The organism is Micromonospora sp. WMMA1949, assembly GCF_027460145.1.
Lineage (GTDB): Bacteria > Actinomycetota > Actinomycetes > Mycobacteriales > Micromonosporaceae > Micromonospora.
Genome location: NZ_JAPZBG010000001.1, coordinates 2,091,804 through 2,107,250, shown reverse-complemented (window position 1 = coordinate 2,107,250; position 15,447 = coordinate 2,091,804). Strand labels below are relative to the sequence as shown.

Annotated in this window: 12 protein-coding genes; 9 read left to right on the top strand and 3 right to left on the bottom strand. The window is 73.5% G+C overall.

Translation table 11 applies throughout. The features are described from left to right. Positions 1–18: 18 nt before the first annotated feature. The 7 genes from kdpB to O7607_RS09705 all read left to right on the top strand — a co-directional run bounded on the left by kdpB (position 19) and on the right by O7607_RS09705 (position 8,983). Entirely contained in the window at positions 19–2,193 is a 2,175-nt protein-coding gene (gene kdpB, locus O7607_RS09735) for a potassium-transporting ATPase subunit KdpB (RefSeq protein ID WP_269702560.1), read from the top strand. Beyond that, positions 2,193–3,074, top strand: a complete 882-nt coding sequence (locus tag O7607_RS09730) for a potassium-transporting ATPase subunit C (RefSeq protein ID WP_269702558.1) — start codon at positions 2,193–2,195, stop codon at positions 3,072–3,074. The genes kdpB and O7607_RS09730 overlap by 1 nt, the downstream gene beginning before the upstream one ends. Positions 3,075–3,154: 80 nt before the next feature. Next, the gene (locus tag O7607_RS09725) at positions 3,155–5,701 is read left to right on the top strand and encodes a sensor histidine kinase (RefSeq protein ID WP_269702556.1); all 2,547 of its coding nucleotides are present in this window, start codon (positions 3,155–3,157) and stop codon (positions 5,699–5,701) included. Then, positions 5,698–6,378, top strand: coding sequence for a response regulator (locus tag O7607_RS09720; RefSeq protein ID WP_269702555.1), 681 nt, complete (start codon positions 5,698–5,700; stop codon positions 6,376–6,378). The genes O7607_RS09725 and O7607_RS09720 overlap by 4 nt, the downstream gene beginning before the upstream one ends. 58 nt (positions 6,379–6,436) lie before the next feature. Then, on the top strand, positions 6,437–7,543 hold the full coding sequence (locus tag O7607_RS09715) for a magnesium and cobalt transport protein CorA (protein ID WP_269702553.1): 1,107 nt from the start codon (positions 6,437–6,439) through the stop codon (positions 7,541–7,543). A gap of 81 nt (positions 7,544–7,624) precedes the next feature. Next, the gene (locus O7607_RS09710; RefSeq protein WP_332367306.1) at positions 7,625–8,602 is read left to right on the top strand and encodes an ion transporter; all 978 of its coding nucleotides are present in this window, start codon (positions 7,625–7,627) and stop codon (positions 8,600–8,602) included. 111 nt (positions 8,603–8,713) lie between these two features. Beyond that, on the top strand, positions 8,714–8,983 hold the full coding sequence (locus tag O7607_RS09705; RefSeq protein ID WP_269702551.1) for a GlsB/YeaQ/YmgE family stress response membrane protein: 270 nt from the start codon (positions 8,714–8,716) through the stop codon (positions 8,981–8,983). Between the two features lie 69 nt (positions 8,984–9,052). On the opposite strand, the gene O7607_RS09700 is transcribed toward O7607_RS09705, so the two are convergent. Both O7607_RS09700 and pdxR read right to left on the bottom strand, forming a co-directional pair. Continuing rightward, positions 9,053–10,636, bottom strand: a complete 1,584-nt coding sequence (locus O7607_RS09700; protein ID WP_269702549.1) for a mucoidy inhibitor MuiA family protein — start codon at positions 10,634–10,636, stop codon at positions 9,053–9,055. A gap of 134 nt (positions 10,637–10,770) precedes the next feature. After that, positions 10,771–12,189: a MocR-like pyridoxine biosynthesis transcription factor PdxR gene (pdxR, locus tag O7607_RS09695; protein ID WP_269702548.1), complete on the bottom strand. Its 1,419-nt coding sequence runs from the start codon at positions 12,187–12,189 to the stop codon at positions 10,771–10,773. 108 nt (positions 12,190–12,297) lie between these two features. Here pdxR and O7607_RS09690 point away from each other — a divergent pair, with 108 nt between their 5' ends. Next, on the top strand, positions 12,298–13,551 hold the full coding sequence (locus O7607_RS09690) for an MFS transporter (RefSeq protein WP_269702546.1): 1,254 nt from the start codon (positions 12,298–12,300) through the stop codon (positions 13,549–13,551). 145 nt (positions 13,552–13,696) lie between these two features. Then, positions 13,697–14,038 (top strand): STAS domain-containing protein, encoded by a 342-nt coding sequence (locus O7607_RS09685; protein WP_433494859.1) that lies wholly within the window; start codon positions 13,697–13,699, stop codon positions 14,036–14,038. Here O7607_RS09685 and O7607_RS09680 read toward each other — a convergent pair. Then, complete coding sequence (locus O7607_RS09680; RefSeq protein ID WP_269702543.1) at positions 14,018–15,286, bottom strand: PP2C family protein-serine/threonine phosphatase; 1,269 nt, start codon at positions 15,284–15,286, stop codon at positions 14,018–14,020. The genes O7607_RS09685 and O7607_RS09680 overlap by 21 nt on opposite strands. Between the last annotated feature and the right edge of the window lie 161 nt (positions 15,287–15,447).

Genomic DNA, 15,447 nt, shown 5'->3' with positions numbered 1-15,447 from the left:
ACCATGAGAGACAAGGACATGACCGCACCTGTTCAGACCGCCGACACACCGGTGGCCGGCACGCCGGGGCGCCGCGACGACCGGGTCGGCGGCGGACTGCTCGACCCGCGCCAGCTGATCGCGTCGCTGCCGGACGCGCTGCGCAAGCTCGACCCGCGCACGCTGTGGCGCAACCCGGTGATGCTGATCGTGGAGATCGGCGCGCTGTTCACCACAGTGCTCGCGGTGGCCGACCCGTCGGTCTTCGCGATCGCGATCACCGTCTGGCTCTGGCTCACCGTGATCTTCGCGAACCTGGCCGAGGCGGTCGCCGAGGGGCGCGGCAAGGCGCAGGCCGACACGCTGCGCCGGGCCAAGCAGGACACCGTCGCCACCCGCCTGGTCGGCTGGACGCCCGGCGCCGCCGCGAACGCGTACCGGGACGAGGCGGTGCCCGCGCCGCAGCTGCGGCAGGGCGACGTCGTCCTGGTCGAGGCCGGGCAGGTCATCCCGGGTGACGGCGACGTGGTCGAGGGCATCGCCAGCGTCGACGAGTCGGCGATCACCGGCGAGTCCGCCCCGGTGATCCGGGAGTCCGGCGGCGACCGCAGCGCGGTCACCGGCGGCACCCGGGTCCTCTCCGACCGGATCGTCGTGCGGATCACCCAGAAGCCGGGCGAGAGCTTCATCGACCGGATGATCGCGCTGGTCGAGGGCGCCAACCGGCAGAAGACGCCGAACGAGATCGCACTGAACATCCTGCTGGCCGCGCTGACGATCATCTTCCTGCTCGCCGTCGTCACGCTCCAGCCCATGGCGATCTTCGCCAAGGGTTACCAGGCCGCCGCGCCGGACACCGCGGCGATCACCGACTCCGGCGTCACCGGCGTCGTACTCGTGTCGCTTCTGGTCTGTCTCATCCCGACCACCATCGGCGCGCTGCTGTCCGCGATCGGCATCGCCGGCATGGACCGGCTCGTGCAGCGCAACGTGCTGGCGATGAGCGGCCGGGCGGTCGAGGCGGCCGGCGACGTGAACACGCTGCTGCTGGACAAGACCGGCACGATCACGCTCGGCAACCGGCAGGCCGCCGAGTTCCTGCCGGTGACCGGCGTGGACGCGGCCACGCTCGCCGACGCGGCGCAACTGTCCAGCCTGGCCGACGAGACGCCCGAGGGCCGCTCGGTGGTGGTGCTCGCGAAGAACGAGTTCGGGCTGCGCGAGCGCGAGCCCGGCCTGATCCCGCACGCCACGTTCGTACCGTTCACCGCCCAGACCCGGATGAGCGGCGTCGACCTCGACGCCGACGGCGGCGTCCGGCACGTCCGCAAGGGCGCCGCCGCCGCGGTGATGAAGTGGGTACGCGACAACGGCGGCCACCCGACCGAGCAGGTCGGTGAACTGGTCGACACGATCAGCGGCACCGGCGGCACGCCGCTCGTGGTGGCCGAGCACGTGGCCGGGGAACCGGCCCGGGCGCTCGGCGTCATCCACCTCAAGGACGTGGTGAAGGCCGGGATGCGGGAGCGCTTCGACGAGATGCGCCGGATGGGCATCCGGACCGTGATGATCACCGGTGACAACCCGCGTACCGCGAAGGCGATCGCCGACGAGGCCGGCGTGGACGACTTCCTCGCCGAGGCCACGCCGGAGGACAAGCTCGCGCTGATCAAGAAGGAGCAGGAGGGCGGCCGGCTCGTCGCCATGACCGGCGACGGCACCAACGACGCGCCCGCGCTGGCCCAGGCGGACGTCGGCGTCGCCATGAACACCGGCACGTCGGCCGCGAAGGAGGCCGGCAACATGGTCGACCTCGACTCCGACCCGACCAAGCTGATCGAGATCGTGGAGATCGGCAAGCAGTTGCTGATCACCCGGGGTGCGCTGACGACGTTCAGCATCGCCAACGACATCGCGAAGTACTTCGCGATCATCCCGGCCATGTTCGCCGGCATCTACCCGTCGCTGGACCGGCTCAACATCATGCGCCTGGCCAGTCCCGAGTCGGCGATCCTCTCCGCCGTCGTCTTCAACGCGATAGTCATCGTGGCGTTGATCCCGCTGGCCCTGCGCGGCGTGCGCTACCGCCCGGCCGGCGCCTCGACGCTGCTGCGCCGCAACCTGTGGCTCTACGGCCTCGGCGGCATCGTGGTGCCGTTCGTCGGCATCAAGCTCATCGACCTGCTCGTCCAGTTCGTCCCGGGGATCTCGTGATGCGCCTTCCCAGTTGGCTCTCCCAGCACCTGGCCGCCCTGCGCGCGGTGCTCGTCTTCACCGTGCTGCTCGGCCTGGTCTACCCGCTCGCCCTGGTCGCCGTGGGCCGGCTGCCCGGCCTCGACGGCAGGGCGGACGGCTCACTGCTCACCGTCGGCGACCGGACCGTCGGCAGCTCGCTGATCGGCCAGTCGTTCACCGACGCGGACGGCAATCCCGTCCCGCGCTACTTCCAGTCCCGCCCGTCGGCCGCCGGGGACGGCTACGACCCGACCGCCACCGCGGCCGGCAACCTCGGCCCGGAGAGCGTGGTGGACACGCTCACCGGCGACGAGGAGACCTCGGCGCAGAGCCTGCTCACCCAGGTCTGCGCCCGCAGCAGGGCGGTCGGGGAACTCGACGGCGTCGACGGGCGGCGCCCGTACTGCACGCCGGACGGGGTGGGCGCGGTGCTCGCCGTGTTCCGCGCCGACGGCCTCACCGGCCCGATCACCCGCGTGGTCAGCGTCAACCAGGCCGCGCCCGCGACACCGTTCGTCGCCACCTGGCAGGGCGTACCGGTGGAGGCGGCACAGCCCGGCCACGACTACGTGGCCGAGGGCGGCATCGTCACCCCGGTACGCGGGGACGCCCCGGCCCGCCCCGCCGTGCCGGCCGACGCGGTCACCGCCAGTGGCAGCGGCCTCGACCCGCACATCTCCCCGGCGTACGCCCAGATCCAGGTGGCCCGGGTGGCGCGGGAGCGCGGCGCGGATCCGGCGGCGGTACGGCGGCTGGTCGCCGAGCACACCACCGGCCGGGCGCTGGGCTTCATGGGTGAGCCCGCGGTGAACGTGCTGGAACTCAACCTCGCGCTGGACGAGGCGTTCCCGGCGCGCTGACGGAAGCGTTAAGAGGGGCCCCCTCCACCTCGCGAGGCGTTAACAGGGGGCCCTTCCTTCCACTCGGGGAGGATGGGTGCGTGGGCAGGGGTGAACTGCGGATCTATCTCGGTGCCGCTCCGGGCGTCGGGAAGACGTACGCCATGCTCGAGGAGGCCCAGCGCCGGGCCGAGCGCGGCACCGACGTGGTGATCGGCCTGGTCGAGACGCACGGCCGCCGGCACACCGCCGAGATGATCGGCGACCTGGAGGTGGTGCCGCGCCGGTCGATGACGTACCGGGGCGTCGAGTTCACCGAGATGGACCTGGACGCGGTGCTGGCCCGGCGGCCCGAGGTCGTCGTGGTGGACGAGCTGGCCCACACGAACGTGCCCGGGTCCCGCCACGACAAGCGCTGGCAGGACGTGCGGGAACTGCTCGACGCCGGGATCAGCGTGCTCTCCACCGTCAACGTGCAGCACCTGGAGTCGCTGAACGACGTGGTCGCGCAGATCACCGGCACCACCCAGCGGGAAACCGTGCCGGACCAGGTGGTCCGGGCCGCCGAGCAGGTCGAGCTGGTGGACATGACGCCGGAGGCGCTGCGCCGCCGGATGGCGCACGGCAACATCTACCGGCCCGACAAGATCGACGCCGCGCTCGGCAACTACTTCCGGGTCGGCAACCTCACCGCGCTGCGCGAGCTGGCGCTGCTCTGGCTGGCCGACAAGGTCGACGAGCAGCTCGACGCGTACCGGGCCCAGCAGGGCATCTCCGACACCTGGGAGGCGCGGGAACGAGTGGTGGTCGCGCTGACCGGCGGCCCGGAGGGCGAGACGCTGATCCGGCGGGCCGCCCGGATCGCCGCCCGCAGCAAGGGCGCCGACCTGCTCGCCGTGCACGTCGCACGCAGCGACGGGTTGGCCGGCGCCGACCCGGCCCAGCTGGCCCGGCAGCGGGTGCTGGTGGAGAGCCTCGGCGGCACGTACCACCAGGTGCTCGGCACCGACATCCCGGCGGCGCTGCTGGACTTCGCCCGGGGCGTCAACGCCACCCAGCTCGTGCTCGGCGCGAGCCGCCGGGGCCGGTTCGCGCAGGTGTTCGCCCGGGGCGTCGGGGTGACCACCACCGCGCTGTCCGGCCCGATCGACGTGCACCTGGTCACCCACCCGCAGGCGGGGCGCGGGCGCCGGGGCACGGCGGTGCCCGCCGCGCTGTCCCGGCGGCGTCGGCTGATCGGGTACGCGCTCGCGGTGCTCGGCATGCCGGCGCTCACGCTCCTGCTGCGGACGCTGCCCGACCTCACCCTGACCAACGACATCCTGCTGTTCCTCGCCGGTGTGGTGGGCGTGGCCCTGGTCGGCGGGCTGTGGCCCGCGCTGGTCGCCGCGCTCGGCGGCTCCCTGCTGCTCAACTGGTTCTTCACGCCGCCGTACCGGACGCTCACCATCGCCGAGGCGGACAACCTGCTCGCCCTGGGCGTGTTCGTCGGCGTCGCCATCGCGGTGAGCTGGGTGGTCGACGTGGCGGCCCGGCGTACCCGGGAGGCGGCCCGGGCCTCCGCCGACGCGCAGACCCTGGCCACCGTCGCGGGCAGCGTACTGCGCGGCGAGCGGCCGTTGCCCGCGCTGCTGGACCGGCTGCGGGAGACGTTCGGGCTGCGCGCGGTGAGCGTGCTGGAGCTGACCGACGACGCCGGGGGACGCCCGGCCCGGGCCCGGGAGGCGGACGCCTGGCGGGTGGTGGCGAGCGTCGGTGAACGGCCGCCCGGCAGCCCGAGCGCGGGCGAAACTGTGGTGCCGGTCGACGACCGGCTCAGCGTGGTGCTCGCCGGCCGTCGGCTGGAGGCGGCCGACCGGCGGGTGGTCGAGGCGTTCGCCGCGCAGGCGGCCGTCGCGCTGCGCCAGGAGCGGCTGGCCGAGGAGGCCGCCACCGCCCGTCCGCTCGCCGCCGCCGACCGGATGCGGACCGCGCTGCTCGCGGCGGTCAGCCACGACCTGCGTACGCCGCTGGCGTCGGCCAAGGCAGCGGTGAGCAGCCTGCGCAGCCACGACGTCGAGTTCGACGCGGACGACCGGGAGGAACTGCTCGCCACCGCCGACGAATCGCTGGACCGGCTGGGCCGGCTGGTGGCGAACCTGCTCGACATGAGCCGGTTGCAGGCCGGCGCGCTGGGCGTGAGCGCCACCGCGATCGGGCTGGAGGACGCCGTACCCCTGGCGCTCGACGAACTGGGCCCGGCGGCGGCCGAGGTGACCACCGACATCCCGGCCGACCTGCCGGCGGCGCTGGCCGACCCGGGCCTGCTGGAGCGGGTGCTGGTCAACATCGTGGCGAACGCGCTGCGGCACAGCCCGCCCGGTAGGCCGCCGACGATCACCGCCAGCGCCCACGCCGGGCAGGTCGAGCTGCGGGTGATCGACACCGGGCCGGGCATCCCGGAGGACCAGTGGGAGCACGTCTTCCTGCCGTTCCAGCGCCTCGGCGACCGGGACAACCAGACCGGGGTGGGGCTGGGGCTCGCGCTGTCCCGTGGGCTCGCCGAGGCGATGGGTGGCAGCATCACCCCGGAGACCACCCCCGGTGGTGGTCTCACCATGGTGCTGCGGCTGCCGGCCGCCAGCCAGCCGGAGGGGCAGCGGGAATGACCCGGATCCTGGTCGTCGACGACGAGCCGCAGATCCTGCGCGCGCTGCGGATCAACCTGCGCGCCCGGGGCTACGACGTCGAGGTCGCAGACAGCGGCGCCGCCGCGCTCAAGGCCGCCGCCGCGCACCCGCCGGATCTGGTGGTGCTCGACCTCGGCCTGCCCGACCTGGACGGCACCGAGGTCATCCGGGGCCTGCGCGGCTGGACCGCCGTGCCGATCATCGTGCTCTCCGGGCGGGCCGGCAGCGAGGACAAGGTGTCCGCGCTCGACGCGGGCGCCGACGACTACGTGACCAAGCCGTTCGGGGTGGACGAGCTGCTCGCCCGGATCCGCGCGGTGACCCGGCGGCTCGCCCCGGCCACGCCCGCCGTGCCCGCGCTGCGGATCGGCCGCAACACCGTCGACCTGGCCGACCGGACCGTCACCCGGGACGACGGCGTCGAGGTCAAGCTCACCCCCACCCAGTGGGCCATGCTGGAGAAGCTGCTGCGCAACCCCGGCAAGCTGGTCAGCCAGCGCCAGCTGCTGCACGACGTGTGGGGGCCGGAGTACCACCACGAGACGAACTACCTGCGGCAGTACATGGCCCAGCTGCGGCGCAAGCTGGAGGACGACCCGGCCCGGCCCCGGCATCTGATCACCGAGCCGGGCATGGGCTACCGCTACCGCCCCTGACGTTTGCGCGAGCGCGGGCGGGGGACTCGGCGACCCGGCCGAGCAGCGGGGGAGGGGCATGGCGGACAACCGGTCCTCGGAGGGGTTCGGCCGGCGCCTGGACGAGCACGCCATCGACGCGGGCGCGGCCGAGCCGGAGCGAACCGACGGACTGGTCGACAGCGGCGTCTACGTCGGCGGCGTACGCCGAGCGTCGCCGGTGAGCCTCGCCGACACGTTCCGCTGCCTGCAACAGCTCGACGACGCGATGGCCTGGATCGGGCTGCGCCGGCCGGGCCGGGAGGAGGTCGCCACGCTCGCGGCCGAGTTCCAGCTCCCCGACCTGGCCGTCGAGGACGCGATCAACGCCCACCAGCGCCCCAAGCTGGAACGCTACGGCGACACCCTGTTCGTGGTGCTGCGCGCCGCCCGCTACCTGGACGAGCGGGACGCGGTCGAGTTCGCCGAGCTGCACCTGTTCCTCGGGCCCGGTTTCGTGATCACCGTGCGGCACGGCGGCACACCCGACCTGGCCGGCGTACGGCGGCGGCTGGAGGCCGAACCCGAGGTGCTCGCGCTCGGGCCGGAAGCCGTGCTCTACGCCGTGCTGGACCGGGTGGTGGACGGCTACGCGCCGGTGGTGGCCGGGCTGGAGAACGACATCGACGAGATCGAGACCGAGGTGTTCGGCGGCGACCCGAACGCCAGCCGCCGCATCTACGAGCTGAGCCGCGAGGTGATCCAGTTCCAGCGGGCCGCCCGGCCGCTGCTGAAGGTGGTCGACGCGCTCACACACGGCTTCGACAGGTACGGCACGGACGAGGAGCTGCGCCGCCGGCTGCGCGACGTGGCCGACCACCTCACCCAGGTGGTGGAGCGGGTGGACGGGTTCCGGCACCTGCTCCAGAACATCCTCACCGTCAACGCCACACTGGTGTCGCAGGCGCAGAACGAGGAGATGCGCAGCCTGACCGCCGCCAGCTTCGAGCAGAACGAGGAGATCAAACGGGTCTCCGCGTGGGCGGCGATCCTGTTCGCGCCCACCCTGATCGGCACCGTCTACGGGATGAACTTCACCCACATGCCGGAGCTGGAGTGGCGGTTCGGTTACCTGTTCGCGGTGGCCCTGATGCTCGCCGTCTGCGGCGCGCTCTACCTGCTGTTCAAGCGGCGCGGCTGGCTCTGAGCCGGGCCGGGCGCGCCCCGGCCGGAGCGGTTCGCCGTCGGTGATCCACTAAAGTGTCCGGGTGGCTACCCCCTGTCGTCCGTGCGTCGTCCGGCTCTCGTGTGCCGGAGGGGAACGCTGATCGGGGACACGGTTCCGGCCCCGCGTGGCGGGCGCCGGACCAGCAACGGAAAGCGCGGGCTGGCCGGCCACTGTGCCCGGATCGTCGCGTCCCGGCCGTTCGAGGTGGCCATCGTGGTGCTCATCATGGCCAACGGCGTGGTGCTGGGCATCGAGACGTACCCGAACCTGGGCGCCGCCGGGCCGGTGCTGCGGTGGACGGAGTGGACGTTCCGGGCGATCTTCGTCGTGGAGATCACCATCCGGGTGCTCGCGTACGGCCGCCGACCGCAGGACTTCTTCCGGCACGGCTGGAACGTCTTCGACCTGCTGGTCACCGCCGCCATCTTCATCCCGGGCCTGCACGGCGACTCGGCGGTGCTGCGGTTCATCCGGGTGGCCCGGGTGCTGCGGCTGGTCCGCTTCTCGCCCGGCCTGCGGACCATCGTCACGGCGCTGTGGCGCAGCCTGCCCGGCGTGGCCGGGTTCCTCGCGCTCGCCGCCGTCACGCTCTACGTGTACGGCATGGCCGGCTGGCTGATCTTCGGAGACCGGTACCCCGAGCAGTACGGCGACATCGGGCAATCGCTTGTGACGCTGTTCGTGCTGCTGTCCCTGGAGACGCTTCCGGACCTGCTGGAACAGGGCCTTGAGGTGTCGCCGTGGACGCTTCTCTACTACGTCAGCTTCGTGATGATCGCGGTCAATCTGCTGCTGAACATCCTCATCGCCGTCATCGTCAACTCGATGGAGGAGGCTCGCCGGCTGGAGATGACCGAAGGGTTGGCGCCGGACTACGACGAAGACGGCGACGGGATACCGGACGAGGTGGACCGGATCGCGATCAGCCAGCGCCTGGACGACCTGCGCATGGTCATCGCCGAGCTGGAGCGGGAACTGCGCATCGAGCGGGACGAGCCGCCCGGCGCGCCGCGCCGCCGCCAGCCCTCGGACCACTGATCACTGACGGTCATGACAGTTCCGTGACGAAAGCGGCTCCCAGGTTTGGGTAAGTCGTTGATCGGGGCAACCAGCGAGGCGTCAACACATCTGAGGGAAGGGACGCCTCTCGTGGAGATCACGGGCTTCTTCACCGCGCTCATCATCGGCCTCGTCATCGGTGCGCTCGGGCGCCTGGTGGTGCCGGGCAAGCAGAACATCCCGATCTGGCTGACCCTGCTCATCGGTGTGGTCGCCGCGCTCGTCGGCACGCTGGTGGCCGGCGCGTTCGGCGTCGACGACACCCCCGGCATCGACTGGATCGAGCTGGCGCTCCAGGTCGGCTTCGCCGCCATCGGCGTCGCCGTCTTCGCCGGCCTGTACGGACGTCGCCGCATCTGAGACCGAAGGAAGGGCCCCTTCTTAACGCATTCTGCATAAGAAGGGGCCCTTCCTAACGCGCGCCGGCGGCTACTCCCGCCAGCCGGTCAGCTCGACGCCCTTCGCCAGCTCCACCCGGAAGCCCAGCGCGATCTCGCCGCTCTCACCCGGCGCCAGCGACAGCCGCCAGGTCAGCTCGCCCAGCTCCGTACGCTCGGCGGGCGGCGGCGTCAGCGCGGTCTCACGTACCACCACCGCCTCGTCCCGGGACACCGGTAGCTGGTCCCGCACCTCGACGGTGGCCGGCCGGGGCGTGTGGTTCGCCACCGTGATCCGGTACTCCACCTCCCGCCGCCGCGTCGACCCGAGCGTGGCCTTGCTCTCGGTGCGCCGGGACAGCTTCCGCTCGACCCGCAGCCGGTCGTCCACCCCGAGCGCCAGCTCCGTCTCCTCGCCCGGCGCCCACGTCGTCAGCCGCGTCGCCGCCACGAAGTCGGCGCCGTGGAAGACCGACGCCGGGCCGGGCAGCAGCGTGTGGTCCGACGTGTTGCGGACGGTGGCCCGCAGGTGCGCCTCGGCCGCGCGCACCGGCGCGCTCACGTGATCCAGCCGGGCCGGCAGCTCCAGCACCGCGATGGTGACCCGGTGCGCGCTGCCGTCGGCGGGCACCGCCACCGGCCGCGCGGGCCGGTAGGTCGCCGCGGTCACGCCCTGCTCCACCTCGGCGACGCTCTCCCGCACCGCCGGCGCCGCGGACCGCGCCGCGCGGGGACGGCCCGCCGGTGCCGCGCCGGGCGCCGGGGGCGGCACCATGCCGTCGAACGACGCGGCCGAGACACCCATCGGCGGCGCCGGGCGGAGCCGGTCGAGATACCAGGGCGACAATTCCGGTACGCCGCTCGCCGCCGCCGGCCGCGCGGTAAACAGCTGGAGTTCGCACTCCGGCCAGTCCTCCCCGGTGCCCTGGCTGACCAGTCCGAACCAGGTGACAGTCATGGTGTCCTCGACCAGCCGCAGGTCGTAGGAGGGCGTCCAGCGGGCGCCGTCCACCAGGTACGTCAGCTCCAGCTCCACCTCGGTGTCGTCGGCGTCCACCGAGACGGACACCTCGGCGGCCAGCCGGTCCGGTTCCCGCTTGCCGCGCGCCGCGTCCAGCTCCCGGTCCACAGCGGCCAGCTCCTCCGCCAGCTCGGTGCGCCGCCGGGCCAGCCCGCGCCGCCGGGCCCGGGACTCGGCGAGCTGACCGGACACCGAGTCGGTGAAGGCCGCGACGTCGGCCGGGGCCGCGTCGCCGGCGGCCAGCGCCCGGGCGTACGTGCCACCCGCGCGTTCGGCCAGCCGGGTGAGGAACTCGCCGCGCTGGTCCTCGATCGCGTCGGTGTCAGCGACCTCGGCCAGCTCGTCGGCCAGTTCGCGCCGCCGCCGTTCCAGCTCGACGACCTGGGCGTCGGTGCTGCGGGCCTGCCGCCACGCGGTCACGTCGACCCCGAGCACCGTCACCGCGCCCCGGCCGCCCACCCGGATCGAGTCCCGGCGCAGGCCCAGCGGGAGCGGGGCGACGCGTACCCTGTGGTCGCCGGCGGTCAGCCGGACGCGGCCGCGGCGGGTGACCCGGGCGCGGTCCGGGTAGACGGTCACGCCGACGACAGGTGCATCGATCTCCACAGTGTCCACGGGCGCGAGGGTAGTTCAGGCGCGCCCACCCCCGGGGTTACCGAAGGTGAAGCCTCCGATCAGGTTCGGGACAGTCACGCCAGGTGTGGCTCCCGGGGTTGCTCGACGTCCGGAGAAATTTGCGTCGCCGCCGGTCAGCCGCGGAAGCTGCGCGCGAGCAACCGGAGCCCTTCGGGTACGTCGGCGGTGGCGACGGCGCCGTAGCCGAGCACCAGACCGGCCGGGCCGGGCGGGCCCGCGTGGTAGCCGGCGATCTCGCGTACCGTGACGCCGACCTCGGCCGCCCGGGCGACGACAGTCGGCAGGTCGACGCCGGTCTCCGGGCGCAGCCGCGCGCACAGGTGCAGCCCGGCTGTGGACGGCACCGGATCGAGCCAGTCGGCGAGGTCGGAGCGCAGCGCGGCGTCGATCAGCTCGCGCCGCTCGGCGTAGACCCGGGTCGCCTTGCGGATGTGCCGGGGCAGCTCGCCGGAGTCGATGAACCGGGCCAGCGCGGCCTGCGTGGTGTGGTCGCCGTGCCAGTCGGTGAGCTGCCGGGCGGCCAGCAGCGCGGGGCGCAGCGACGCCGGGGCGACCAGGAAACCGAGGCGCAGCATGGGCAGCAGGGTCTTGGAGAACGTGCCGACGTACACCACCTTCCCGGCCCGGTCCAGCGTCTGCAAAGGGTCCAGCGGGCGCGCCGAGAAGCGGAACTCGGTGTCGTAGTCGTCCTCGACGACCACCGCGTCCCGGGTCGCCGCCCAGTCCAGCAGCGCCGCCCGCCGGGCAGGCGACATCCAGACGCCCAGCGGGAACTGGTGGGACGGGGTGACGTAGACCAGCCGCGCGTCCCCGGGCAGCGCACGTACGTCGATCCCCTCGTCGTCGACGGGCACCGGCACGACCCGCGCGCCGTGGCCGGCGAACAGCCGCCGAGCAGGGGGATAGCCGGGATCCTCCACCGCCACCCGGTCGCCCGGTTCGAGCACGACCCGGGCGATCAGGTCCAGCGCCTGCTGCGCGCCCTGGGTGACGACGACGTCCTCCGGCGCGGCCCGTACCGCGCGGGCGAGCCCCACGTACCGGGCGACGGCGGTACGCAGGCCCTCGTGCCCGGCCGGGTCGGCGTAACCGCCCCGGATCGTCGCGCCACGCAGTTCCCCGGCGACCAGCCGCCGCCAGGTGGCCAGCGGGAACAGCCCGGTGTCCGGGGCGCCGGCCCGGAAGTCGTGACCCGGGCGGGGCGCGGCGGTGGGGGCCGGCTCGGCGGACGCCCAGAACGCGCGGGGGCGTACCCCACCGGCCGGTGCCGGACGCGGCCGGGCGCGGGCGACCGGCTCGTCGGCGACGAACGTGCCCGCGCCGACCCGGGCGGTGAGCAGGCCCTCGGCGGCCAGCCGCTCGTAGGCGACGGCGACCGTGTTGCGGGAGACGTCGAGCCGCCGGGCCAGCTCGCGGGTCGGTGGCAGTCGGTCGCCGGGCCGCAGGCGGCCGTCCAGGACCGCCTCCAGCAACTGCCTGTGGATCCGGGTGGCGCGGTCGCCGGGACCGGCCAGGCTGACGTGTACGTCCACCGCGACGACACTACATTGGCCCAATCAAATAGCCCGGAATCGGCGCTTCTGTGAGCCAATTCGCAGGTCTTGGATGGAGGAAGGAGAACGGCGAACGGGGGACGGGCAATGACCGATGTCGACACCGGCCGACGGGTCCGAGTGCTGAGCCTGGCGCAGCTCGCCAACTCGGTGGGTGACGGCGCGTTCTACGCCTGCTCGGCGCTGTTCTTCATCCGGGTGGTCGGGCTGTCCCCGACACAGGTCGGGATCGCCCTCACCGTGGGCTGGTCGACGGGCATCCTCGCCGGGGTGCCCGCCGGCCAGTTGGCCGACCGCTACGGCGCACGGCGGATGACGGGCGTCTTCGCGGTCGCGACCGCCGCCGCGCTCGGCGGCTTCCTCGTGATCCGTTCCTTCCCGCTGTTCGTGCTGCTCGCCTGCGGCTACGCCGCCTGCCAGGCCGGGCTCACCGCCAGCCGGCAGGCGCTGCTGGTCGGGCTGATCGAGCCCGCGCGGCGCACGGCGGTACGCGCGCGGTTGCAGTCGGTCTCGAACGCCGGCCTGGCCGCCGGGGCCGGACTGGGCGCGCTCGTGCTCTGGGCGGACACCCGCCCCGCGTACCTGTCCGCCTTCGCGCTCGACGCGGCGAGCTTCCTGGCCGCCGCCCTGCTGGTGCGTCGGCTGCCCGAGGCGGCGGCGCCGGTCCCGGCCGGACCCGAGCCGGGCCGGCTGGCCGTGCTGCGCGATCGCCCGTACGCGCTGATCACGCTGCTCAACGCGGTGATGTGCCTGAACATGCCGCTGCTCAGCCTGGCGCTGCCACTGTGGATCGCGGAGCGGACCGACGCCCCGGCGCCGATGGGCGCGATCGTGCTCACCGTCAACATGCTGTGCGTGGTCCTGTGGCAGGTCCGGGTGGCCCGCCGGGTGACCGATCCGGGCACGGCGGCCCGGGCCAGCGGGCACGCCGGCTGGGTGCTGCTGGTCGCCTGCGGCGCGTACGCGGTGTCCGGGATGGTCGGCGGCGCGTGGGTAGCCTCGGCGGTGCTGCTCGGCGCGGCCCTGGTGCAGGTGTTCGGCGAGATGATGCAGGCGGCCAGCGGCTGGGAGGTCGGCTTCACCCTGGCCCGCCCCGACCGGCAGGGGCAGTACCAGGGCTTCTTCGCCATGGCGCCGCAGTTGGCCCGGATGCTCGGCCCGGCGCTGCTGACCTCGCTGCTGCTCGGCTGGGGCACCCCGGGCTGGCTGGTGCTCGGCGGGCTGTTCGTGGTCGCCGGCCTGGCCATGCGGCCGGCGGTACGCCTCGCCGAGCGCCGGGCCGCCGCCGAGCTGCGGATCCCCGCGCCGGTGCGGCGGACCGGCACCGAGACGGCGGCGTGACCGGATCGGCACTGAGGTGTCGTCCACCACTTCACGGGAAGGCCGCTGAGCCGCCACGCACCCACGGGAGGCGATCAGGGCCGCTTTCTGGCACGGTGTCGGGTAGCGACGGGTACGCGGTTGAGGGGGAGTGGTGGAGTTCTCGGTGACGACCCGGCAGGGGCGTGTCGGCCCGGTGGTCGAGGTCGACGGCGACCTGGACATGGCCACCGCACCGCAGTTGCGTGACCGGCTGCTCGAGGTGGTGGAGGGCGGTGCGCGGACGGTGATCGTCGACCTGACCCGGGTCGGCTTCGTGGATTCCAGCGGCCTGGGCGCACTGGTGCTCGTCTACAAGAACCTGCGGGAGCGCGACGGGTGGCTCGGTCTGGCCGTCGTGCGCCAGTCGATCCGCAACGTCTTCTCGATCACCTCGGTGGACCGCGTCATCCCGCTGTTCGGCACGGTACGGGAGGCCGAGGACGGCTCACCCACGGCGGTGCGCTGAGCGTTCCTCGTCCGGGCTGACGCGGGCGGTGTCGGCGCCGGCGGTGCTGCGGCGTGGCCCGTGGCCGTCGTACCAGTCGACGACGAGCAGCGTCGCGTCGTCGTCCAGGACCGGCCCGGCGGCTGCCAGCACCGCGTCGGACAGCGCCCGCACCGCCTCGCGGGGATGCAGGTGGGCGAGGCGCAGCAGTTCCCCGGGCAGGTCCAGGTCGGCGGCGTTGCGTTCGCGCATGCCGTCGGTGACCACCACCAGCCGGTCGCCGGGCAGCAGAGCCAGCTCTCCGCTGCGGTAGCTCTCGCCGGGGAACATGCCGAGCGGGAAGTTGCCGGGCAGTTCCACGGGCAGGACCCGGCCGTCCCGGACCAGCAGCGGTGGGACGTGTCCCGCGTTCAGCAGCTCACAGCGGCCGGTGGTGAGGTCGATGCGGCCCAGCACGGCGGTGACGTACGCGCCGCGTACGTTCGCGTGCTCCGCGACGGCCCGGTTCGCCTCCTCGGCCTGGGCGATCAGGCTGCCGCCGCGCCGGCGGGTGTTGCGCAGGCTGCCCACGCCGAGGGTGGCGGTGAGTGCGCTCGCCACGCCGTGGCCCATCGCGTCGGTGACGCTGAGGTGCAGCAGGTTCCGCGCGAGGCTGTAGTCGAAGGTGTCCCCGCCGACGCTGGCGGCGGGCTCCAGCCAGCCGGAGAGGGTGAAGGCGCCGCCCTCGCAGGTGAACGAGGCGGGCAGCAGACGGCGCTGGATCTCGGCGGAGAGGCTGAACGGGGTGGTCCGCTGCCCCCACTCGAACAGGTCGGTGTGGCGGCGGTTGGCGATGACGACGAACGCCAGCGCGTGCGCCGCGCGGGCGATCCGGGCCACCGCGTCCTCGTCCGGCTCGTCGGGCAGGTCGATCTCCAGCAGGCCGATGGCCTCTCCGCGGTCGGTGACCGGTGCCACGACGGTCCAGGTGCCGTCGCCGGGGACGACCCGGGGAGTCTGCTGACGGAGCGCCTGTTCGTAGGGCCCGCCGTCGAACGGGAGAATCTCGGCGGACTCCTCGCCCTGGCGGCGGCCGGGGCCACCGGCGGCCGGCTGGTGGGTCAGCCGGACCAGCGCACGGCCGCTGAGGTCGGCGATCAGCAGCGAGACGCCGCGCGCGTCCAACGCCGTGGCGATGGCGCCGGTGACGGCCTCGACCGCCTGCACGGGGGCGGCGTCCTCGGCCGCCTGCAACATCCCGGCCAGCACCGCCTGCTCGCTGTCCTCCATGCTCTGAGCATATTCAGCGCGCCGCGCGGCCGCCTTACGAGCGGACGTCGCGCTCGGAGGGCCGCACACCGTCAATGGCCCTCTATTGCATATGCTTGGCAACTACCGAATAGTGGCAGAAGCGGGCGGGCGCTCGGGCACGCGATGATCTGTTCTTCGCC